Raw genomic sequence first — 20691 nt, forward strand, 5'->3', positions numbered from 1 at the left:
CGTGCATCAGACCTCGAGCAGCTTGCGCAACGACGCGACGTGGCCGGTGGCCTTGACGTTGTACCGCGCGATCTCGACCGTGCCGTGCTCATCGATCACGAAGGTCGAGCGGATGACCCCGGTGACGACCTTGCCGTACAGCTTCTTCTCGCCGTACGCGCCGTAGGCGGTCAGCACCGCTTTGTCGGTGTCGGACAGCAGGGGATAGGTCAGCGACTCCTTCTCGGCGAATTTCGCCAGCTTGGCCACCGGGTCGGGCGACAGGCCCACCACGGCGTATCCGGCGGCCTGCAGCGGAGCGATCGAGTCACGGAAGTCGCAGGCCTCCTTGGTGCAGCCGGGGGTCATGGCGGCCGGGTAGCAGAACACGATCAGCTTGCGACCACGGAAGTCCGACAGCGAAACCGGTGCGTCGTTCTGGTCCGACAACTGGAAATCGGGTGCTTTGTCGCCAACTTCGAGACGGGTCATCGCTGTCCTTCCGGATGCAGGGGTGAGGTCCTGCGTTATCGTCTCAGGCGAGCCCGACAGCAGGTAGGCCCGTCCCCGGGATGCCGTCCTCAAAGGAGAACTGATGGCCAGCAAGGCAGCCCCGCGCCGCAGCGCGCCGACCCAGGCCGACCTCGAGGCGGAGATCGCCGCGTCGCGTGCTCGGTTGGCGGGCAACGTCGATCAGCTCACCAACCGCCTGCAGCCCAAGGCGCTCCTGGCCAGTACGACGGACGCGGCCAAGGCGCGCGCCTTCGCCACCGTGAGTGATGACAGTGGCAGCCTCGACCTGGAGAAGGTCGGCAAGATCGTCGGTGGCGTCTCCGCCGGCGTGTTGGCGCTCGGCGTCCTGCGCCGCATCTTCCGCTGATCGCGGCCCCTGTCGTGTCGGCTGGAGCCAGCACCGGCCTGCCGATCCGGATGCTGCACGACCGGCTGCTGATCAGCACCGAGAACGAACCGGGGGAGCGCACCTCCGGTGGCGGCATCCTGATCCCGGCCACCGCGAGTGTCGGCAAGCGCCTAGCGTGGGGCAGTGTCGTGGCGATCGGCAGCCATGTCCGACAGGTCGCGCTCGGTGACCGGGTGCTGTTCGATCCCGAGGATCGCGCCGAGGTGGAGATGGGCTCGCGCACCTACTTGCTGCTGCGCGAGCGCGATCTGCATGCCGTGGCCAGCGAGCCGGAGGGTTCCGACCCGACCGGCCTCTACCTCTGAGTGCCGAGCACTTCGTCACGCGCAGCGACAAAGGCTGCGACGCAGGTGCGGATGTCTTCCTCGGAGTGTGCCGCCGACAACTGCACCCGGATCCGCGCTTTGCCCTGCGGCACAACGGGATACGAGAACGCGATCACGTAGACACCGTGCGCGAGCATCGCGTCGGCAATCTGCGCCGCCTGCCGCGCGCCGTCCGGGCCGGGGAACATCACCGGCGTGATCGGGTGGCTGCCAGGCAGTAGGTCGAACCCCGCCTCCGTCATCAACTCGCGGAACAGCTGAGTGTTGTTCGCCAGCTTCGCGCGCTGCTGGGGAGCCCGCGTCGCGGTCAGCAGCGCGGTCAGCGATCCGGCGACCACGCTGGGTGCCACCGCGTTGGAGAACAGGTAGGGCCTGGCCCGCTGCCGCAGGAGGTCGACGATCTCCTGGTGCGCCGCGACGTACCCGCCGGAAGCTCCACCCAGCGCCTTGCCGAGCGTGCCGGTGACGATGTCGACGCGGTCGATGACGTCGAAGAGTTCCGGCGTGCCCCGTCCGTTCTCGCCGACGAAGCCCACGGCGTGCGAGTCGTCGACCAGGACCATGGCGCCGAACTCATCGGCCAGGTCGCAGATCTCGCCCAGCGGTGCGTAGTAGCCGTCCATCGAGAAGACCCCGTCGGTGACGACGACCGTGCGGTGCGCGCCAGCCTCTTTCGCGGCCACCAGTTGGGCGCGGAGGTCGGCCATGTCGGCGTTCTTGTAGCGGTAGCGCGCCGCTTTGCTCAGCCGGATGCCGTCGATCAGCGAGGCGTGGTTCAACTCATCGGAGATGATCGCGTCGCCGGCACCGAAGAGGACCTCGAAGACACCGCCGTTCGCATCGAAGCAGGACGAGAAGAGGATGGCGTCCTGCGTGCCGACCAGCGCCGCGATCGCGCGCTCGAGGTCGCGATGCTGTTCCTGGGTGCCGCAGATGAACCGCACACTGGCCATTCCGAAGCCCCACTGGTCCAGCGCGGCGCGGGCCGATGCGACGACGTCGGGGTGGTCGGCCAGGCCGAGATAGTTGTTCGCGCAGAAGTTCAAGGCCGGCCCGGATCGCGTTGCAATGTGGGCGGATTGAGGTGTGGACAACTCGCGCTCGTGCTTGGTGAGACCGGCGTCGTCGATCTCGCGCAGGGTGGCGGCGAGTTCATCCTTGATCAGGTACATGGCTCCTCCTTCAGGACCAGTCCATGAGCACCTTGCCGCACCGACCAGAGCGGGCGGTGTCGAACGCCGCCTGCCAGTCCTGCGCGGGGAAGGTGTGGGTGATGACCGAACGTACGGCGTCCAGCAGCGTGCTGGAGGACTGCAGCAGGGCGCTCATCGCGTACCAGGTGTCGTACATCTCGCGGCCGTAGATGCCGCGGATGGTCAGCATGCGGGTGATGACCGGGCCCCAGTCGATCGCGTACTCGCCGCTGGGTAGGCCGAGCATGGCGATGCGGCCGCCGTGGTTCATGTTGGCGATCATCTCCCGCACCGCACTGGGGTTGCCGGACATCTCCAGGCCGATGTCGAAGCCCTCGCGCATCCCGAGTTCGCGTTGGATGTCGGCCACCCGGCGGGTGGACACGTTGAGCACAGCGTCGGCGCCGGCCCGGCGGGCCAGCTCCAGCCGGTAGTCGCTGACGTCGGTCACCACGACGTACCGCGCACCGATGTGTTGGGCGATCGCAGCCGACATGACACCGATGGGCCCTGCTCCAGTGATCAGGACGTCCTCGCCCGGCATCGGGAAGGCCAGCGTCGTGTGAGTGGCGTTGCCCAGCGGATCGAAGACGGCGCACACCGACAGGTCCAGATCGTCCGGCTGCACCCAGATGTTCGTCGCCGGGAGCACCACGTAGTCCGCGAAGGCCCCGTTGCGATTGACCCCGAGGCTGCTGGTGCGGATGCACAACTGTCGCCGCCCCGCCCGACAGTTGCGGCATTCGCCGCAGATCACGTGCCCCTCGCCCGAAACACGTTGCCCCACAGCGACATTGCTCACGTTGGCGCCCACCTCGACGACTTCGCCACTGAACTCGTGGCCGATGATCAGCGGTGGATGCACGGTCGCAGCGGCCCAGTCGTCCCACTGCTCCAGATGCAGATCAGTGCCACACAGACCGGCCCGCAGGACCCGGACCTTGACGTCGTCGGGGCCAGGCACCGGCTCGGCAACCTCTTGTAGCTCCAGCCCCGGTCCCGATGTCGACTTCACCAACGCCCGCACACGGCTCAGTCTGCCTGATGCGGATCGACAACGAGTGGTTGAGTGTTGCCATGACCGCTTCGGAGACGCAAGCAGACCAGCGCACCGAGCGCACCGCCTACGGCAAGAGCTACCGACGGGAGGTTCCGCTGGAATCGCACGCCGCGGTGCCTGCGCCCGCAGAACGGGCCGATCCGGTCGACCTGCTCGAACAACAAGCCACGGAGCGGGTGCCCTCACTGGTGCCGATCCGATACGGGCGGATGCTGGTGTCGCCGTTCACGTTCTACCGCGGGGCGGCGCTCATCATGGCCACCGACCTGGGCGCCGTACGTCGAACGGAGCTGACCGCGCAACTGTGCGGCGACGCCCACGTCTCCAACTTCGGGCTGTTCGCCTCGACCGAGCGGCGACTCGTTTTCGACCTCAACGATTTCGACGAGACGTTGCCCGGTCCGTTCGAGTGGGACGTCAAGCGACTGGCGGCCAGTGTCGAACTCGCCGGTCGCGACAACGGGGTGAGCGACAAGCGCCGTGCCGAGATCGTCCGCGCATGCGTGAAGAACTACCGCGAGACGATGCGGGCGTTCGCCAAGGACAGCACCCTGAACGTCTGGTACGCCCGCCTCGACGTCGACGAGATACTTGCGTCCGGCGACGGACTGAAGACCAAGCGGGCGCGCCGCACCGCCACGGAACAGGCCAACAAGGCGCGAGGGCGTGACCGCACCCAGGCGTTGCGGAAGTTCACGACCGAGCAGGACGGCGAGGTGCGCATCGTGCACGACCCGCCGCTCGTCGTACCCATTTCGGAACTGCCCGAGGTGGCTGACCCGCAGGCGGTTCTCGAGCAGATCAACAGTCAACTGAAGTCCTACCTGGCGACGCTGACGCCCGAGCGGCGCCAGGTGCTGGGCCAATTCCATGCCATCGACGCGGCGCACAAGGTGGTCGGGGTCGGCAGCGTCGGCACCCGAGCGTGGATCGTCCTGATGGAAGGTGCCGCCCGCGACGATGCGTTCCTGTTGCAGGTCAAGCAGGCTCAGTCCTCGGTGCTGGAGACGGTCCTCGGGCCGGCGACGCAGGACGAGCATGGCGAGCGGGTGGTGCTCGGTCAGCGGCTCATGCAGGTCGCCGGTGACCCGTTCCTGGGTTGGAAGCGGATGCCGGCCATCCTCGGGAACGAGACGAGCGTCGACTACTACCTGCGGCAGTTGCGGGATTGGAAGGGTTCGCTGCCGATCGACGAGATGACGCCTACGGGTCTGGGCATCTACGCCAAGGCGTGCGCGTGGACGCTGGCCCGTGCCCACGCGCGCACCGGGGACCGCTTCGCGATCGCCGGTTACCTCGGCAAGAGTGAGGCCTTTGATCACGCGATCACCGACTTTGCGACGGCGTACGCCGACCTGAACGACAGCGACTACCACGCGTTGGAGGAGGCCGTGAGCAGCGGTCGGGTGCGGGCGCAGACCGGAGTCTGACCCGCGGGCCCGCCGATTTCGGGTCTGGGGGTTTGCTTTGCTAGAGTCCTCAGACGTTGCGCCGTTAGCTCAATTGGCAGAGCAGCTGACTCTTAATCAGCGGGTTCGGGGTTCGAGTCCCTGACGGCGCACTTTTTCTTTGCCTCGGGACGGCCTGCCGACCCGGCCGTTCGGGTGGTCGCCCACTCTAGGGTGGGCCCAAGCCCCAGCGAGCGGAGAGTTGCGATGAGTTCAGAATCGCCGACGACGTACGTCGGTCCCTCCTCCACGTCGATCCTGGCGACCGCCAAGCGGGCGTTCGCGAAATTCACCAAGGACGCCGGCACCGATGTCGCGGCCGGACTGACCTACTACGCCGTGCTCGCGATCTTCCCCGCCCTGATCGCGCTGCTGTCGTTGATCGGCTTGTTCGCCAATCGCGAGTCGACGGTGAACTCGCTGATCAACATCGTCGCCGGAGTGGCCGGAAAGTCCAGCAACGATCCGTCGCTGGATGGCGTGCGGTCCTTCCTGAACAACATCAACACCACCGGCGGCGCGGGGATCGCGCTGATCATCGGCATCGTGCTGGCCCTGTGGTCAGCCAGTGGGTACGTCAACGCGTTCTCCCGGTCGATGAACCGGGTGTGGGGTGTGCAGGAAGGCCGCCCAGTCTGGGTGCTGCGCCCGGTGATGTTGCTCATCACGATCGCGATCACCGTCATGCTGTTGCTGATCGTGGTCGCGTTGGTCACCTCGGGCAGCATCGCGCGATCGATCGGGGAGGAACTCGGGATCTCCGAGGCGACGGTGACCGTGTGGAACATCGCCAAGTGGCCGGTCGTGCTGATCCTGATCATCGTGGTGATCGGCCTGCTGTACTGGGGTACGCCCAACGTCGTGCAGCCTGCGCGGCGGGTCATCTCCTGGGGCGCCGGTTGCGCGCTGTTGATCTGCCTGATCGCCACTGGCGCACTGCTCATCTACCTGGCCCTGACCGCGGGCGCGAGCTACTACAAGACGTACGGCGCATTCGCGACGTCGATCATCTTCCTGTTGTGGCTGTGGCTGATGAACGTTGGCCTGCTGCTCGGCGCGGAGATCGATGCCGAGATCGCACGGGACCGGCAGTTGCGGGCCGGGGTCGCGGCGGAGTCGGAGTTGCCGGTGACGCTGCGTTCCGACAAGCAACTGAAGAAGGCTGAGGAAAAGCAGTCGAAGCTCGATGCCGAGGCGGCGCGGATCCGTGACGAGGCGCGGGCCGAGGCCTCGTCGATCAGTCAGGACGACACCTGATCGAATACCCCTAGGGGGTATAGGGTGAACGGCATGGACACGGACGAGCACTCGCACGCCGGTCACCACGCCGACGACATGGCGTCGATGAACCAGATGGATCACATGGGCCACGCCGGTCACGGTGGACATGGCGATCACGTGGCGATGTTCCGCCGACTCTTCTGGATCATGCTGCTGCTGGCCGTCCCAACGGTCTTGTGCAGCAACATGTTTGCCGATCTGCTCGGTTACTCGTTGCCCGACGCCGGGTGGGTTCGCTGGGTGTCACCCGTGCTGGGCACGGTGATGTATTTCTGGGGTGGCAGACCCTTCCTGACCGGTGCGCTGGAGGAGATCCGCTCTCGCAAACCGGGCATGATGCTGCTCATCGCGCTCGCCCTGACGATGGCACTGGTCTCGTCCTGGGGCTCGACGCTGCATCTGCTCAACCATGAGCTCGACTTCTGGTGGGAGCTGGCGCTCCTGGTCGTGATCATGCTGCTGGGACACTGGATCGAGATGCGTTCCCTGGCGCAGACCAGTTCCGCGCTGGACTCCCTGGCCGCGTTGCTGCCCGATGAAGCCGAGAAGGTGGACGGCGACCGCATCGTCACCGTCCCGCCCGCCGACCTGCGGGTCGGCGACGTCGTGGTCGTGCGACCCGGCGCGTCGATACCCGCCGATGGTGAAGTCGTCGATGGCTCGGCCCACGTGGACGAGTCGATGGTGACGGGAGAGTCGGCCGCCGTACGTCGATCGGCAGGTGACCGGGTCGTGGCCGGGACCGTGGCAACCGACTCGGGACTTCGGGTGCGCGTCACCGCCACCGGAAGCGACACCGCGCTGGCCGGCATCCAGCAACTGGTCGCCGACGCGCAGGCATCCTCCTCGCGTGCCCAGCGGCTCGCGGACCGGGCCGCGGGCTGGTTGTTCTGGTACGCCGTGGGAGCCGGGGTCATCACAGCGGTGGTGTGGACGCTGCTCGGTCACCCGGATGAGGCGGTCGTGCGCACGATCACGGTGCTGGTCATCGCCTGCCCGCACGCGCTGGGCCTTGCGATCCCGCTCGTGGTCTCGATCGCTACCGAACGTGCCGCCCGCGCAGGGGTTTTGATCAAAGACCGCCTCGCATTGGAGACCATGCGGACGGTCGACACGGTGCTCTTCGACAAGACCGGCACACTGACCCGCGGCGAGCCGGCGGTCACAGCAGTCGAACCGATCGCGGGCTGGTCGGCCGACGATGCCGTGGCGCTCGCGGCGGCAGCAGAGACCGACAGCGAGCATCCGCTGGCCACGGCGATTGTGCGTGCCGCCCACAGTCGACAGCTGTCGATCCCGCACGCCACCGACTTCCGCTCGCAGCCGGCGACCGGGGTCCGCGCGCAGGTGGGGGAGCGGGTCGTCGAAGTCGGTGGACCGGCACTGTTGGACGCGCGTGGCGCGAGCGAGCTGCCGATCGTGCAGCAGTGGCAGGCCGACGGAGCAATCGTTCTGCACGTGCTGGTCGACGGTGGTGTCATCGCCGCGCTGCGGCTGGCCGATGAGATCCGACCCGAGTCTCGCCAAGCGGTGGATGCTCTGCACGCCAGGGGAATCGAGGTCGTCATGATCACCGGTGATGCGGCTGCCGTCGCCAACTCGGTCGGTGATGCGTTGGGTGTCGACCGGGTCTACGCGCAGGTGCGTCCGCAGGACAAGGCCCACCGGGTTGCCGAGTTGCAGCAGGAGGGTCGCAGGGTTGCGATGGTCGGTGACGGGGTCAACGACGCGCCCGCGCTGGCGCAGGCCGACGTCGGTATCGCGATCGGTGCCGGGACCGATGTCGCGATCGCGTCCGCGGGGGTGATCCTCGCCTCGTCCGATCCGCGCTCGGTGCTGTCGGTCATCGAACTGTCGCACGCGACGTACCGCAAGATGCAGCAGAACCTCTGGTGGGCGGCGGGATACAACCTGATCGCGGTGCCGCTGGCCGCCGGAGTCCTGGCACCGATCGGTTTCGTCCTGCCGATGAGCGTCGGGGCGATCCTGATGTCGGCCTCGACGGTGATCGTCGCGCTGAACGCCCAACTGCTACGCCGGACAGATCTGGATCCGGCCCGGTTGGCCGTCAGATGACGAAGCGCCGCCCTCTGCCGAGGGCGGCGCCGGTGGGGTGAGTGACGGGGCTCGAACCCGCGACATCCGCGACCACAACGCGACGCTCTACCAGCTGAGCTACACCCACCATGTGCCTGGTCGTGAACCAGGCAGCGCGGACTATCGTACCTGCCCGCCGGAGTGCTTCTGACCACCGTCCCGCTCTGTGGCAGCCGGTACGCCGAACTGCTGGGCCAGCGCGCGCGCCTGGTTGGTGTCGGGGCCGGGCGGCGCCACGAAGACGGCCTCGCGGTAGTAGCGCAGCTCGGCGATCGATTCGGTGATGTCTGCAAGAGCGCGGTGCCCACCGTGTTTGGCCGGAGCCGCGAAGTAACTGCGCGGGTACCATCGGCGCGACAGTTCCTTGATCGAGGAGACGTCGATCACGCGGTAGTGCAGCTGCCGGATCACCTGTGGCATGTCACGGGCGAGGAAGGCGCGATCGGTGCCGATGGTGTTGCCGGCCAACGGCCATTTGCCCGGCTCGGGCGCGTACTGCCGCAGATGCTCCATGACCTGCTCCTCGGCCTCGGCGAGGGCGACACCCTCGTCGAGCTCATCCAGCAGGCCGCTATCGGTGTGCATGGCGCGCACGAACTCGCCCATCTGCGCCAGCGCGTCCGCCGAGGGTCGGATGACGATGTCGATACCCGGGCCGACCGGCTCCAGATAGAAGTCGGTGACCTGGACGGCGATCTCGATCAACGCATCCGCCACCAGGTCCAGGCCGGTCATCTCGCAGTCGATCCAGACGATCCGGTCGGTCGCAGCGCGGTCATTGGGCACATCTCCACGATAGGGCCCCTAAGGTGGCGGCCGTGGATCATCACCTCTCGAACGTCCTGCCCGTGCCCGCATCGGTGCGCCGCAACACGCTCGTGCGCCGGATCCTGCTGTGGTCGGTCGTCGCGATCCTCATCGGTGCCTGCGGCGTCACCATCCTGTCGCTGATCAACGCCCAATCAGGCGCTACGGCAACCGGTTTGGGCATTCTGCTGTCGGCGGTCGTGGTCGGTATCGTGGTGCCGGCCTTCCTGTGGGTCGACCGTCTCGAGCGGGAGCCGACCCACTTGCTGCTGTTCGCCTTCGGCTGGGGTGCCTGCGTCGCGACCCTGGGAGCGGCCTTCCTCAACGACGCCGGCGGGTACCTGCTGGGGGCCACGAGTGACAACAACAGTGTCGTTGCGGTCTTCGTCGCGCCGGTGGTCGAGGAGACTCTCAAAGGCCTTCCGGTGTTGCTGATCTGGTTGGTGGCCCGCCGCGAGTTGGATGGCATCGTCGACGGCATCGTCTATGCGGGCCTGTCCGCGGCCGGGTTTGCGATGATCGAGGACGTCATCTACCTGTCCAACGGGTACGCCGAGCAGGGCGACGCCGGACTCTTCCACACCTTCTTCGTGCGGGTGACCATGAGCCCGTTCGTGCATCCGATGTTCACCATCTGCACCGGTGTCGGCATCGGTATCGCCGCGACCGCGCGTAGCTGGGGACCGCGGATCTTCGCCCCGCTGCTCGGCTGGCTGTGCGCCATCGGACTGCATGCGCTCTGGAACGCCGGAGCCGTCCTGGCCGAGAGCGGCTGGCTGGCGTTCTACATCTTCCTGCAGGTGCCGCTCTTCGCCGGCTTCATCGGGATTCTGATCGCCGCGCGGCACTCAGAGGGCCATGCCATCCGGGTCAACCTCACGCCGTACGTCGATCAGGGCTGGCTGTCCACCCCGGAGGTGCGCATGCTCAGCTCGGTGCGTGAGCGGCAGTACGCCCGTGCGTGGGCCAAGTCACACGGTGCGGAGCGGGAGATGCGCGAATTCCAGGACGCCGCAAGCGAACTGGCGATGCACCGCGCTCGGATCGAGCGCGGTGCCGCCGATACTCGGACGGTCCGTGAGGAGCGCGCCCTGCTGGACCTGGTCACCCAGCGCCGCCAGCAGTTCCTGGGTACGGCGCTCTACCGCTGGCCGGATCTGGTCGCCTGAGCCGTCACTGGACGACGCTCGTGGCGGCGGGGATAGGGCTCTCCTTGCGGATCTCCTGGCGGGCGATCGTCTCGCGGTGCACAGCGTCCGGGCCGTCGGCGATCTGCAAAACACGGGCCCACGAGTAGAAGTAGGCCAGCGGTGTCACGTCGCTGACGCCGGCGCCGCCGAAGATCTCGATGGCCCGGTCGGTGACGGCCTTGGCGACGGCGGGTGCGGCGACCTTGATCTGGGCGACCTCACTGCGGGCGTTGCGGGCGCCGCCCTGGTCGATCAGCCACGCGCATTTGTAGACCAGCAGACGAGCGGAGTCGATCTCGATCCGCGAGTTGGCGATGTGCTCGCGCACGACGCCCTGCTCGATCAGCGGCTTGCCGAACGCGACCCGGTTCTTGGCGCGCTCCACCATCAGCGCAAGGGCCCGCTCGGCCATTCCGATGGCGCGCATGGCGTGGTGGATCCGGCCCGGGCCGAGGCGCGCCTGGGCGATGGCGAAGCCCTCGCCCTCGCCGGCGATGATGTTGCTGACCGGGACGCGGACGTCGTTGAACTCCATCAGCGAATGCCCGTGCTGATCCTGGAATCCGAAAACGGGCAGATGCCGCACGATCTTCAGGCCCGGAGCGTCACGGGGGACCAGCACCATCGACTGCTGACGATGTGCTGCAGCACTCGGGTCGGTCTTGCCCATCGTGATGAAGATCTGGCAGCGTTCGTCCGCGGCACCGGAGATCCACCACTTGCGGCCGTTGATGACGTACTCGTCGCCATCGCGCACGATCGACGTCTCGATGTTGGTGGCATCCGAGCTGGCGACGTCGGGCTCGGTCATCGCGAAGGCCGAGCGGATCGTGCCGTCGAGCAACGGCTCCAGCCACTGCTTCTTCTGCTCATCGGTGCCGAAGAGCTCCAGCACCTCCATGTTGCCGGTGTCCGGTGCCTGGCAGTTGATGGCCTCGGGTGCGATGACCGGCGACCAGCCGGAAATCTCTGCGATTGAGGCGTATTCGAGGTTGGTGATACCAGACACGCTGGGCAGGAAGAGGTTCCACAAACCACGTTCCCGGGCCTTCTTCTTCAACTCCTCCACGACCGGCGGGTGGGCGTGCGGGCCGTGCTCGACCCGGTACTGGTCGTAGACCGGCTCGGCCGGGATGACGTCCTCGCGCATGAACTCCCACATCGAATCGCACAGTTCCTGTGCCTTCGGGGATAACGCGAAATCCATTGCTACTCCTAGTGTTTCATTGGCTGTTGCGCAAACGGTCCAGGCCGCGTTCGGCGACCATGAGCACCGTCTCGGAGAGATCCCCGAAGTCCTGGCCACCCATCACGCCGGCTTTGACCCGGACGTCGATCCCTTGCGCGATCGCGGCCGATTTGAAGTGGGCGAACGCCTCGTAGAACGGCAGGTGACTGATGTCGCGGCCGCTCACCTCGGCGTACCGCTCGCGTAGTTCGGCGCGAGTGGGGAAGCCGGGCAGGTCGACCACGGTGGGGGTCAGATCCGACTGGCCCTCGCCCGGCTCGACCCAGTAGAAGAGCAGCAAGCCAAGGTCGCTCAGCGGGTCGCCGATGGTGGACATCTCCCAGTCCAGCACCGCAGCCACCCGACCCGGATCGCCCGCGTCCATCACGCAGTTGTCCAGGCGGAAGTCGCCATGCACGATCGTCGTATCGCTCTGCGGGGGAAGGGATTCGGCCAGCCGGGCGCGTAGTTCCTCGACGGGGTGGTCAGCGCTGGAGCGGGTGGCCTCCCACTGCTTGCCCCACCGCGCCAACTGACGCTGCATGTAGCCGTCCGGTCGCCCGTGCTTGTCCAGACCCACCGCTTGGTAGTCCACCGCATGCAACGCCGCAAGCGTGTCGACCAGCGCGATCCCCATCCGGTGCCGCTCGGCCTCGGTCGAAGCGTAACCGTCCGGCAACTGGTCGCGGATCACTTGTCCCGCAACGCGATTCATCACATAGAACGGGTAGCCGAGCAGGTCGCCCGCGTCGTCGAGCACGATCGTCGGCACCGGGATCGGCGTGTCGGCCAGTGCCCGCTGCACCCGGACCTCACGGCCCATGTCGTGCGCGGTCGCCAGCACATTTCCCGATGGCGGCCGACGGAAGACGAGCTCACCCGCCGGGCTGGTCAACAGGTAGGTCAGATTCGACTTGCCGCCGGAGATCAGCGAGGGCGACGGCTGGGCCCAACGCTCGTCACCGGTGGCAGTGACCAGCGCCGGACCCAGCGTGTCGACATCAACAAGTTGGTCAACCATTGGTGTCGCGCAACTCCCGTCGCAGGATCTTGCCGGTCACGGTCTTCGGGAGTTCCTCCAGGATGCGCACCTCGCGGGGGTACTTGTAGGCCGCCATCTGCTCCTTGGCGAACTGCACGAGTTCCTCCGGCGTGACCGTCTGCCCGTCGGTAAGGGAGACGAACGCACGCACGGTCTCGCCGCGGTACTCGTCCGGCACCCCCACCACGGCCGCCTCGCGGACCGCCGGGTGGGTGTAGAGCACGTCCTCGACCTCGCGTGGCCACACCTTGTAACCCGAGGCGTTGATCATGTCCTTCTTGCGGTCGACGACGAAGTACCAGCCGTCCTCGTTCATGAAACCCACGTCACCCGTGCGCAATTCACCGTTCGGCAGCGAGGACGCCGTGGCTTCCGGCTTCTGCCAGTAGCCAGCGACGACCTGTGGGCCGCTGGTCGCGAACTCGCCGACCTCACCCGGCGGTACGTCGTTGCCCTCGTCGTCGATGACCCGCACCACCGTGTTGTAGACGGGTACGCCGACGGACAGGGCGCCGGACACCGGGTCCACCGGTGCTCGAACTCCTAGCGGGACCGCGTGCGAGGGTGAGGTCGTCTCGGTCAACCCGTAGACGTTGTGGATGTAGGCACCGAAGATTTTCTCCAGCCGGTCGGCCATTGCCGGCGCGATCGGGGCACCCCCGGAGTACAGCGTCCGCAAGGAGGCGAAGTCCTCGGGTGTGGCGCCCGGCGCGTTGGACAACGCCAGGAAGGCGGTGATGGCAGCCACCGTGAAGACCGGCTGATGCTCCCGGATCGCATCCAGCGCAACCCCCGGCTCGAAGCGATGGAACAGCACCAGGGGAGCAGGCAACAGCAAGGCGGTCATGACACCGGCGACCAGGCCCGTGATGTGGAACAACGGGGCGATGGCGATGACGGGGTCACCAGCCTTCAGGTGGATCCAGTCACGGTAGGTCTGGGCGTTGAAGGCCAGATTCGCATGCGTGTTGATCGCGCCCTTGGGCTGGCCGGTGGTGCCTGAGGTGTAGGTCAGCACCGCCAGGTCGTCGGGGGTGAGCCCGGGATCGGCGACGCTGCGGTCGGCGAACTGCGCGACCAGTGTGTCCAGGTCGAGGGTGCCTTCCGGCGTGTGTTTGACCGTGCCGCCCAGAACCCGCTCGTCACTCCGGCTCTGGTGATCCAGTGCGGAGCAGGTGACCACCAGACGCACCGCGCTGTCCGGTGCGCTGATCACCTCCTTGGCCACCTGGTCGTACAGGTCGTCCAGGCACACCAGGGCGACGGCTCCGGAGTCGCCCAGCAGGTAGGACAGTTCCCGTTGTTTGTTCATCGGGTTGATGGCGACTGCGGCGCAGCCGGCCTTCCAGGTCCCGATCAGCGCGATGAGGAAGGCCGGGTCGTTCTGTAGGTACAGGCCGACCCGGTCGCCACGCTGGAGGTCATGCTCGAGCAGCGCGGCCGCGAACGACGTACTGGCAGCGTCGAGTTCGGTGAACGAGATGGACTGGTCGAAGTAGCGGATGGCGTCCATCTGCGGCTGGGCCGCCACGGCGGCCCGGAAGATGTCCAGGCCGGTGGCGTAATCGGGGGTGATGTCCCCCGGCTGGCCCGCTTCGTAGCGGGCCAGCCAGGGACGATCGGCGTAACTGGTCATCGGTCGGGGACCTACTTGATGGCCAGCGGGTTGACCGGCGATCCGGCGGCCTTGGCGACGTTGAGCGGCGCCGCGGCGTACAGGAAGGTGTAGCGCTTGTCGTCGGCGCAGTCGTCGGCCAAGCCCTCGAGGTCGGCGATCTCGGTCAGGGTCACGCCCAGGTTGCGCATCAGCGCGCTGTGCAGCACCAGCGCCACACCGTTGTTGGGGTCGGTGGTGACTTCGTTGGCAATGGTGTCGGTGACCAGGTTGGGGATCTCCATGTCCTGGAACCACTGCACCAACTCGGGGGAGTAGACCAGGCCCGGCTCGTTGAAGCCCTCGTAGAAGGACTCGCCCTCGTCGAAGAACAACTGCAGGAAGTTGGTCCGGATGATCAGGATGTCGCGCGGCTTGATCTCGGTGCCCTGCGCGGTGGCACAGGCGATGAGGTCCTCGTGGGTGAAGGTCTCACCCTTGTCCAGGGTCTTCTTGCCCCGGAACCGGGCCATGTCCAGCAGGATGCCGCGGCCGACGACGCCACGCTCGGCGATCGGTTGCACACTGGCCTTGTCCAGGCCGCCGACCGTGGTGCGAGCGTCGTAGCCGTTCCAGATCTTGCCGTCGTACCAGAGGTGGCCGAGGGCGTCGTACTGCGTGGAGCCTTGCAGGAAGGCGTTGATCTTGTCGTCGGCGTAGTGCAGGCCACCGGGGTAGTCCGGTGCGCCGTCGCCGTCCCAGCTCGACTCGTCCAGGATCTGGGTGCGCTCGGCCGGGGTGCGCCCCGGCCAGACCGGGTCACCCTTCGGGTCACCGATGATCCGCTGCAGGGTGAAGACCTTGCCGTCCTTGACCTCCGCGACACCGCGCAGGACCTCGGCGGCGGTCAAGTAGTTCAGCGCTCCGACCTCGTCGTCCGCGCCCCACTTCCCCCAGTTGGTCGGTGCGTTGGCGAGAAGTTCGGTGAGCTCGGGGACTGTCTGGGGTGCCTGCGTCATTGCGTGCCTCCGATGGCAAGTCGTGAACGTCTCACTCGACCAGTCAACCACGGCCGGATGAACAAGGTGAGTGATCGTTCGGTTTGTTCAGGTGTGATCAGTGTCACGAGATGGTCCGTCAGTTGTCAACGGGGGTGGCGAATGATCTCAGAATGGCCATAGATTGTTCATCATGGCTGAACACAACGGATCTCTCGCCGAGGCCCCGACGGGCCCGTCCGGCGTGGGCCCGGCTATTCGTCGTGCGCGGCGCAGCGCGGGCCTTTCGTTGCGCTCGCTAGCGGCGCAACTGGGGGTCAGCCCGGCCACCATGAGCGCGTTGGAGAACGACCTGACTCCGGTGACCGTCCAGCGGCTCATCGCCATCGCCGACGCGCTGGGGGTCGACCCCGCGGGGATCGTCGCCGATGCCGGACCGGACACGATCGAGACTGCGGATCCCACCTTCTCCGTGGTCGCGCCGGGTCGCGGGTTCGCTGACTGGCGACATTTCGGACCGCTGGCGGTGGATCCGGTGCTGGCTGCAGCCATCCGGGTATTCGTGCGCACCGGGTACCACGGAGCGACGATGCGGATGATTGCGTTGGAAGCCGGGATGAGTGTGGCGGGGGTCTATCACCACTACGACAGCAAGTACGCGCTCCTGGTGACCGGGCTCGATCGCACGATGGGCGAACTGCGGCCCCGGGTCGAGGCGGCGCGCGACAGCGGTGCTGACCCGGTGGAGAAGTTCAGCAACATCGTCGAAGCGCTGGCGCTGTTCCACACCTACTACGGCGACCTGGCGTTGATCGGGGCCAGTGAGATGCGTAGCCTCGACCCGGTGCAGCGGACGCGGATCGCCACGCTGCGCAACGAGATTCAGTACCTGATGGACGAACAGGTCCAGCAGGCAAGGAAACTGGGCCTGTTGAAGGCCCAGGATTGGCACGACGCCGGCCGGGCGATCTCCACGATGTGTACCTCGTTGCCGCAGTGGTTCAAGCTCGGGGGAGCCTCGAGCCCCGAGCAGATCGCCCAGGAGTACACCCGGTTCGCCCTCGGGATGATGCAGTACGACGCGGCGGCGCACTCGGCGTACCGCGCGAAAGCCGTTCAGAAACAGGGAGATTGACGTGCAGATCGATGGATCGGTGGCCATTGTCACCGGAGCCGGCGGCGGTATTGGTGCTGCCCTGGTCAAGGAGCTGGTGGCTCACGGCGCCCGGGTGGTTGCGACCGACCTCGATGGTGACGCTCTCGCCACCGCCGTCCCCACCTCGGACACGGTTCGCACGCTGCCGGGTGATGCCGCCAGCACCAACGACATTCGCGCATCGATCGACATCGCCGAACGCGAGTTCGGGCCGGTCGATCTGTACGCCGCGAACGCCGGGGTGCTGCGCGGATTCGAGCCCGATGTGACGTCGACCGACTGGGACCTGTCCTGGCGGGTCAACGTGATGGCGCACGTCAAGGCCGCGGAACTGCTCCTGCCGGGTTGGCTCGAGCGGGGCAGTGGGCACTTCCTGTCGACCGCCTCCGCGGCGGGGTTGCTCACCCAACTGGGCAGCCCGACGTACTCAGTGACCAAACACGCAGCGGTGGGGTACGCCGAGTGGCTGGCCGCGACGTACGGCGATCGGGGCGTCGGGGTCACCTGCCTGTGCCCGATGGGGGTGGACACCGCGATGGTGCGCGACGGTCTGGCATCCGACGACCCGGTCGTGCAGGCTGGAACGGCGTCGGTGACGTCCGCGGGAGAGGTTCTGAGCCCGGAAGTCGTTGCGCGAGAAGCGATCCGGGGTGTCATCGAAGGAGGGTTCCTGGTGTTGCCGCATCCGGAGGTTGCGACGTATCGCGAGCGCAAGGCGGCCGACATCGACCGTTGGATTGCCGGCATGCAGCGCTTCCGACGCGGTCTGGAAGCCGGGTCGTGACGAATATTCTGCGGATGAGCGCCTTTGCCGATGGCGACGGCGGCGGTAACCCGGCAGGCGTCGTCCTCGACGCTGCTAACTTGAGCGACGACCAAATGCTGCGGATCGCCCAAGAGGTCGGCTACTCAGAGACCGCATTCGTCGGGTCCGAGACCGATGCGACCGGGCGTCGTTACCAGGTGCGGTACTGGTCGCCCGCGGCCGAGGTGCCCTTCTGCGGGCACGCGTCGGTTGCGACCGCGGTCGCTCTGGCCGAGCGCGACGGGGTCGGTGGCCTGACGCTGGCCACTCGAGCGGGGGACGTGGCGATCGACACCGAGCGGAACGACCACGGCGCCATCCAGGTTGCGATGACCAGCGTGGCGCCCGAAGTCCGGGACCTCGACCCGGTGATCCTGGACTCGTTGCTGGACCTGTTGGGGCTGGTCCCCACCGACCTTGATCCGCGGTTTCCGCCGCGAGAGTCCTTCGCCGGCAACTGGCACCCGGTGCTGGTCCTGGCTGATCGCGAGATCTTCAACCAGTTCCGCTTCGCCCCGAAAGCAGTGGCCGAGTTGATGAAGCGGCAGGGCTGGACCGGCACCGTCACCGTCTTGCGCGAAGTTGGTCGCGACGACTTCGCGGCGCGAAACCTATTCCCGGTTGGTCGTATCACCGAGGACCCCGCAACGGGGTCGGCAGCGGCGTCCGTCGGCGCGTATCTACGTAGCATCGGCTACGCATCGCCAGCGTCGGCCATCACCATTCACCAAGGCAGCCATGTCGGTCGACCGAGTCTGCTCACGATCTGCGTACCGGAGGAAGGCGGCATCATCGTGACAGGTAGCGCCTCGTTGTTATAGATCAGCCGCCACAACTCTCATGTGGTGCGTTTCGAAGGCGCCCCCGGCAGGACTCGAACCTGCGACCTAGGGATTAGAAGGCCCTTGCTCTATCCAGCTGAGCTACGGGGCTGGGCGGGTTCAGTGTAGAAGGCGCGGTCAGGCGAACAGGGCCTCGCCCACGTAGTGCCCGGTTGCGGGCGCTGGGGGTACGGCGAACAGACCGGACCCGATGTGTGAGATGTACTCGTTCAACCGGTCGGAGGAGCCCAACTTCTTCTGCAGGGTGATGAAGTGGGCTGGGTCGTTCAGGTAGGCGATGAACAGCAGTCCGGCGTCCAACTGGCCGTACTGGTTGATCCCGTCGGTGTAGTTGTACCCCCGGCGCAGGATCTTCACGCCGCCGTTGTTCTCGGGTGCGGCAAGCGCGACGTGCGAGGTCGCCGGGATGGCCAAGCCGTTGACCGCGCCGGCCTTGTGGAAGTCCGGGGTGTCGAACTCCTTGGTGCCTGACAGCGGTGCACCTTCATCTTTGGTGCGACCGAAGACGTGTTGTTGGTCGCTGACCGGATCGGCGTCCCAGATCTCGATGTCCATCTCGATCTTGCGCACGACTTGGTAGGTGCCGCCCTCCAGCCACTTCTGGTCGGCGTCCGCGATCGTCACGAATTTCGTGCGGTCGGCTTCCTCGGTGATGTTGCGGGTGCCGTCCTTGAAACCCATCAGGTTGCGCGGCGTGTACTGACCCGCTCCGGCAGAAGCGCGACCGAATCCCATGACGGTCCAATGGGTGTCGGCGGTTCCCCGGACCATGCGGGCCAGGTTGCGGATCGCGTGGTAGGCGACCTGGGGGTCGTCGGCGCACGCCTGCAACGACAGGTCACCGCCGGTGAGGCCCGGTTGCAGGGAGTCCGAGGGCAGATCCGGTAGGTCGGTCAGGAGGGCCGGCCGCTTGTCTTTCAGGCCGAACCGGTCGTCGAACAGCGACGGCCCGAGGCCGATGGTCACGGTCAGGCTGGCCGGATCGAGGTTGAACGCTTCACCGGTGTCCGGTGCCACTGCTCCCGCGCGGGTGGGCTCGACCGCCCCGATCGATTTGCCCTGCGTCAGTTGCGCGATCGCCGCCGACCACCGGGCCAGGAGTGACTGCAGGTCACTGGCCGTGGTCCCCGCGACCATCGTGAACGTCATGAAGAGCGCGTGCCGCTGCGGCGGTGTGAACACCCCGGCCTGGGCGCCAGAGCCGTAGAACGGATGCGACTGCGACAGGTCGACGGTGTCGCGGTCGGCTTCCTGGTCGGACTGCCCGGCGGTGCTGCCCCGGTCGGTCATGGCCCAGGCGCTGCCGCCGACGGCGAGGGCACCGACAGCCGCACCACCGGCGGCACCTTGCACCAGCCGGCGGCGCGACAGACCGCGGTCCTCACCCGAGGTTGGGTGCGGGTCGGGGGCGCTACTGCTCATGACTCCATTGTCCTACTGCGCGACCACTGCTGCGAACGCATCTACTGCGCGGTGGCGACCTTCTCGGCGATCCGGGACAGCGGGTCCTGCAGCGCCTGCACGGCCTTGCTCAGGGCCGCGGCGTCGGTTGCCCGCAGCTGCGGCGTCCAGGCCTTGTAACCACCCAGCGCACTGTCGTCGCGGTACTTCTCCAGTGCAGCCAGAACGTTCTTGAACTGGGTGGCCACCTGCGTCGAGAGGGTCGGGTCGATCTTGTCCAGACCCGGCTTGAGGTAGGCGAACGCCTGCTGTGCACCCTCGACGTTGGCCGCGAAGTCGACCAGGTCGAGGTGGCTGAACGACTCTTCCTCACCCTTGATCTTGTTGCTCTGCACCTCTTCCAGCAGGCTGGCGGCACCGTTGGCCAGGTCCTCGGGTTTGTAGGTCAGCGACTTCGCCAACTGCGCGAGGGTGCCGACGTTCTTCTGCAGGTCCGCGGCGTAGGTCTTGGTCTGGTCGGTGATCTTGCCGTTCTGCCACAGGTCGCGTTCGATCGCGTGGAAGCCGGACCAGCCGACCGCGGGGTCGAGGTTGGAGGCCCGCATGTCGATCAGGTAGTCGAGGTTGAACTTGTTGTCGGTGGCGTCCTTGCCCGGCAGGACGAAACCTTCGACGTCGGACTCGATCTTCTCGTAGAACGGCCGGGCCTTGGCGTAGGCCTCTTTGGCCTTCGCGACGTCGCCCGAATCGACAGCGGTCTTGAGGTTGCCGACGGCAACGACCATGTCCGCGAGGGTGTTGGCGACGTAGGTTCCGTACCCCTTGGTGCCGTCGGCCAGGAGCTGCTGAGTGCTGCTCGCGCCAGTGCTGGCGGCAGTTCCGGTCACCGTGAAGGTGCGGTTCTCGGTCGTGGCCCCGGGGCAGTAGATCTGGTACTGCCCACCGGTGAGGGTCACCGTGAACGTGGTCGCCGGCAGGCCGGGAGCCAGGTTCTCCTTCTCGCCGAGGATCCGCTCCTGGCTCAGCAACTCGACCTCGCTGATGCCCGGGGCACTCTCGTTCTTGACCGTGAAGGTGATCGGTCCGGCGGCAGCGGTCGCGTGGTCGACCGAGCAGTCGTTGTCCGTCAGGGTGATGGCGACCTGGGCCGCGCCGTTCTTGACGGGGGCACCGGTTGCAGCGCCGCCGGAGGTCGCCGCCGAGTTGGTCGCGCTGGAGCCACTCCCGGTGGAACTGCCGGAACCGCAGGCAGCCAGCGCGGTGCACAGCGCGGCCCCGACTACGGCAGTAGTCGTTGAACGGGGGAACGAGGACATGGGTTT

General features: G+C 66.9%; 19 protein-coding genes and 3 tRNA genes. 10 read left to right on the forward strand and 12 right to left on the reverse strand.

Annotated elements, in window-relative coordinates; translation table 11 throughout:
- Positions 1–6 precede the first annotated feature (6 nt).
- Complete coding sequence (bcp, locus tag DR843_RS03260) at positions 7–471, reverse strand: thioredoxin-dependent thiol peroxidase (protein ID WP_109684088.1); 465 nt, start codon at positions 469–471, stop codon at positions 7–9.
- Positions 472–574: 103 nt separating this feature from the next.
- On the opposite strand from bcp, the gene DR843_RS03265 reads away from it, so the two are divergent.
- Both DR843_RS03265 and DR843_RS03270 read left to right on the forward strand, forming a co-directional pair.
- Positions 575–859, forward strand: a complete 285-nt coding sequence (locus DR843_RS03265; RefSeq protein WP_109684089.1) for a DUF3618 domain-containing protein — start codon at positions 575–577, stop codon at positions 857–859.
- Between the two features lie 50 nt (positions 860–909).
- Complete coding sequence (locus tag DR843_RS03270; protein WP_109688371.1) at positions 910–1206, forward strand: GroES family chaperonin; 297 nt, start codon at positions 910–912, stop codon at positions 1204–1206.
- Here DR843_RS03270 and DR843_RS03275 read toward each other — a convergent pair.
- Positions 1197–2399 carry a glycine C-acetyltransferase gene (locus tag DR843_RS03275; RefSeq protein WP_109684090.1) on the reverse strand — a complete coding sequence of 401 codons (1203 nt, stop codon included), beginning with the start codon at positions 2397–2399 and terminating at the stop codon, positions 1197–1199. The two genes, DR843_RS03270 and DR843_RS03275, sit on opposite strands and share 10 nt — an antisense overlap.
- 10 nt (positions 2400–2409) lie before the next feature.
- Positions 2410–3447 carry an L-threonine 3-dehydrogenase gene (tdh, locus tag DR843_RS03280; protein WP_109684091.1) on the reverse strand — a complete coding sequence of 346 codons (1038 nt, stop codon included), beginning with the start codon at positions 3445–3447 and terminating at the stop codon, positions 2410–2412.
- Positions 3448–3497: 50 nt separating this feature from the next.
- Between tdh and DR843_RS03285 the strand changes: the two genes are divergently transcribed.
- The 4 genes from DR843_RS03285 (at position 3498) to DR843_RS03300 (ending at position 8285) form a co-directional block, all read left to right on the forward strand.
- The gene (locus DR843_RS03285) at positions 3498–4910 is read left to right on the forward strand and encodes a DUF2252 domain-containing protein (protein ID WP_109688373.1); all 1413 of its coding nucleotides are present in this window, start codon (positions 3498–3500) and stop codon (positions 4908–4910) included.
- Between the two features lie 58 nt (positions 4911–4968).
- Positions 4969–5041, forward strand: a tRNA-Lys gene (locus DR843_RS03290).
- A 94-nt stretch (positions 5042–5135) separates the two neighbouring features.
- The gene (locus tag DR843_RS03295; protein WP_109684092.1) at positions 5136–6185 is read left to right on the forward strand and encodes a YhjD/YihY/BrkB family envelope integrity protein; all 1050 of its coding nucleotides are present in this window, start codon (positions 5136–5138) and stop codon (positions 6183–6185) included.
- Positions 6186–6218: 33 nt separating this feature from the next.
- Positions 6219–8285, forward strand: coding sequence for a heavy metal translocating P-type ATPase (locus DR843_RS03300; protein ID WP_109684093.1), 2067 nt, complete (start codon positions 6219–6221; stop codon positions 8283–8285).
- Positions 8286–8318: 33 nt separating this feature from the next.
- Here DR843_RS03300 and DR843_RS03305 read toward each other — a convergent pair.
- Both DR843_RS03305 and orn read right to left on the reverse strand, forming a co-directional pair.
- A tRNA-His gene (locus tag DR843_RS03305) sits at positions 8319–8394 on the reverse strand.
- 32 nt (positions 8395–8426) lie between these two features.
- Positions 8427–9092 (reverse strand): oligoribonuclease, encoded by a 666-nt coding sequence (orn, locus tag DR843_RS03310; protein WP_281268780.1) that lies wholly within the window; start codon positions 9090–9092, stop codon positions 8427–8429.
- A gap of 32 nt (positions 9093–9124) precedes the next feature.
- Between orn and DR843_RS03315 the strand changes: the two genes are divergently transcribed.
- Positions 9125–10282 (forward strand): PrsW family intramembrane metalloprotease, encoded by a 1158-nt coding sequence (locus DR843_RS03315; protein WP_170119730.1) that lies wholly within the window; start codon positions 9125–9127, stop codon positions 10280–10282.
- Positions 10283–10286: 4 nt separating this feature from the next.
- Here the strand turns inward: DR843_RS03315 and DR843_RS03320 are convergent, their stop codons facing one another.
- Genes DR843_RS03320 through DR843_RS03335 form a run of 4 tightly spaced genes read right to left on the reverse strand, consistent with a single transcriptional unit; the run spans position 10287 to position 15186 of the window.
- Entirely contained in the window at positions 10287–11510 is a 1224-nt protein-coding gene (locus tag DR843_RS03320) for an acyl-CoA dehydrogenase family protein (RefSeq protein ID WP_109684095.1), read from the reverse strand.
- A 16-nt stretch (positions 11511–11526) separates the two neighbouring features.
- Positions 11527–12552 (reverse strand): phosphotransferase family protein, encoded by a 1026-nt coding sequence (locus DR843_RS03325; protein ID WP_109684096.1) that lies wholly within the window; start codon positions 12550–12552, stop codon positions 11527–11529.
- Complete coding sequence (locus DR843_RS03330) at positions 12545–14209, reverse strand: AMP-binding protein (protein ID WP_109684097.1); 1665 nt, start codon at positions 14207–14209, stop codon at positions 12545–12547. Before DR843_RS03330 ends, DR843_RS03325 begins: the two co-directional genes overlap by 8 nt.
- A gap of 11 nt (positions 14210–14220) precedes the next feature.
- Entirely contained in the window at positions 14221–15186 is a 966-nt protein-coding gene (locus tag DR843_RS03335) for a cyclase family protein (RefSeq protein WP_109684098.1), read from the reverse strand.
- 172 nt (positions 15187–15358) lie between these two features.
- Here DR843_RS03335 and DR843_RS03340 point away from each other — a divergent pair, with 172 nt between their 5' ends.
- From DR843_RS03340 to DR843_RS03350, 3 genes are read left to right on the forward strand one after another with little or no spacing between them, the layout of a single operon-like run.
- Positions 15359–16300 carry a TetR-type transcription factor C-terminal domain-containing protein gene (locus DR843_RS03340; protein ID WP_109684099.1) on the forward strand — a complete coding sequence of 314 codons (942 nt, stop codon included), beginning with the start codon at positions 15359–15361 and terminating at the stop codon, positions 16298–16300.
- Between the two features lies 1 nt (position 16301).
- Positions 16302–17105, forward strand: coding sequence for an SDR family oxidoreductase (locus tag DR843_RS03345; protein WP_109684100.1), 804 nt, complete (start codon positions 16302–16304; stop codon positions 17103–17105).
- A gap of 14 nt (positions 17106–17119) precedes the next feature.
- On the forward strand, positions 17120–17947 hold the full coding sequence (locus tag DR843_RS03350) for a PhzF family phenazine biosynthesis protein (protein WP_109684101.1): 828 nt from the start codon (positions 17120–17122) through the stop codon (positions 17945–17947).
- Positions 17948–17985: 38 nt separating this feature from the next.
- Here the strand turns inward: DR843_RS03350 and DR843_RS03355 are convergent.
- The 3 genes from DR843_RS03355 to efeO all read right to left on the reverse strand — a co-directional run bounded on the left by DR843_RS03355 (position 17986) and on the right by efeO (position 20685).
- Positions 17986–18058, reverse strand: a tRNA-Arg gene (locus DR843_RS03355).
- A gap of 27 nt (positions 18059–18085) precedes the next feature.
- Positions 18086–19390, reverse strand: a complete 1305-nt coding sequence (locus DR843_RS03360) for a Dyp-type peroxidase (protein ID WP_109684102.1) — start codon at positions 19388–19390, stop codon at positions 18086–18088.
- A gap of 41 nt (positions 19391–19431) precedes the next feature.
- Positions 19432–20685, reverse strand: a complete 1254-nt coding sequence (efeO, locus tag DR843_RS03365; protein ID WP_109684103.1) for an iron uptake system protein EfeO — start codon at positions 20683–20685, stop codon at positions 19432–19434.
- Between the last annotated feature and the right edge of the window lie 6 nt (positions 20686–20691).

The organism is Branchiibius hedensis, from assembly GCF_900108585.1.
Taxonomy (GTDB): domain Bacteria; phylum Actinomycetota; class Actinomycetes; order Actinomycetales; family Dermatophilaceae; genus Branchiibius; species Branchiibius hedensis.

What these genes read in the sequence shown, in the direction of transcription:
- bcp (WP_109684088.1), bottom strand. Translation starts at nt 471, where the DNA reads ATGACCCGTCTCGAAGTTGGCGACAAAGCACCCGATTTCCAGTTGTCG.
- DR843_RS03265 (WP_109684089.1), top strand. Translation starts at nt 575, where the DNA reads ATGGCCAGCAAGGCAGCCCCGCGCCGCAGCGCGCCGACCCAGGCCGAC.
- DR843_RS03270 (WP_109688371.1), top strand. Translation starts at nt 910, where the DNA reads ATGCTGCACGACCGGCTGCTGATCAGCACCGAGAACGAACCGGGGGAG.
- DR843_RS03275 (WP_109684090.1), bottom strand. Translation starts at nt 2,399, where the DNA reads ATGTACCTGATCAAGGATGAACTCGCCGCCACCCTGCGCGAGATCGAC.
- DR843_RS03285 (WP_109688373.1), top strand. Translation starts at nt 3,498, where the DNA reads ATGACCGCTTCGGAGACGCAAGCAGACCAGCGCACCGAGCGCACCGCC.
- DR843_RS03295 (WP_109684092.1), top strand. Translation starts at nt 5,136, where the DNA reads ATGAGTTCAGAATCGCCGACGACGTACGTCGGTCCCTCCTCCACGTCG.
- DR843_RS03300 (WP_109684093.1), top strand. Translation starts at nt 6,219, where the DNA reads ATGGACACGGACGAGCACTCGCACGCCGGTCACCACGCCGACGACATG.
- DR843_RS03320 (WP_109684095.1), bottom strand. Translation starts at nt 11,510, where the DNA reads ATGGATTTCGCGTTATCCCCGAAGGCACAGGAACTGTGCGATTCGATG.
- DR843_RS03325 (WP_109684096.1), bottom strand. Translation starts at nt 12,552, where the DNA reads ATGGTTGACCAACTTGTTGATGTCGACACGCTGGGTCCGGCGCTGGTC.
- DR843_RS03330 (WP_109684097.1), bottom strand. Translation starts at nt 14,209, where the DNA reads ATGACCAGTTACGCCGATCGTCCCTGGCTGGCCCGCTACGAAGCGGGC.
- DR843_RS03335 (WP_109684098.1), bottom strand. Translation starts at nt 15,186, where the DNA reads ATGACGCAGGCACCCCAGACAGTCCCCGAGCTCACCGAACTTCTCGCC.
- DR843_RS03340 (WP_109684099.1), top strand. Translation starts at nt 15,359, where the DNA reads ATGGCTGAACACAACGGATCTCTCGCCGAGGCCCCGACGGGCCCGTCC.
- DR843_RS03350 (WP_109684101.1), top strand. Translation starts at nt 17,120, where the DNA reads ATGAGCGCCTTTGCCGATGGCGACGGCGGCGGTAACCCGGCAGGCGTC.
- DR843_RS03360 (WP_109684102.1), bottom strand. Translation starts at nt 19,390, where the DNA reads ATGAGCAGTAGCGCCCCCGACCCGCACCCAACCTCGGGTGAGGACCGC.
- efeO (WP_109684103.1), bottom strand. Translation starts at nt 20,685, where the DNA reads ATGTCCTCGTTCCCCCGTTCAACGACTACTGCCGTAGTCGGGGCCGCG.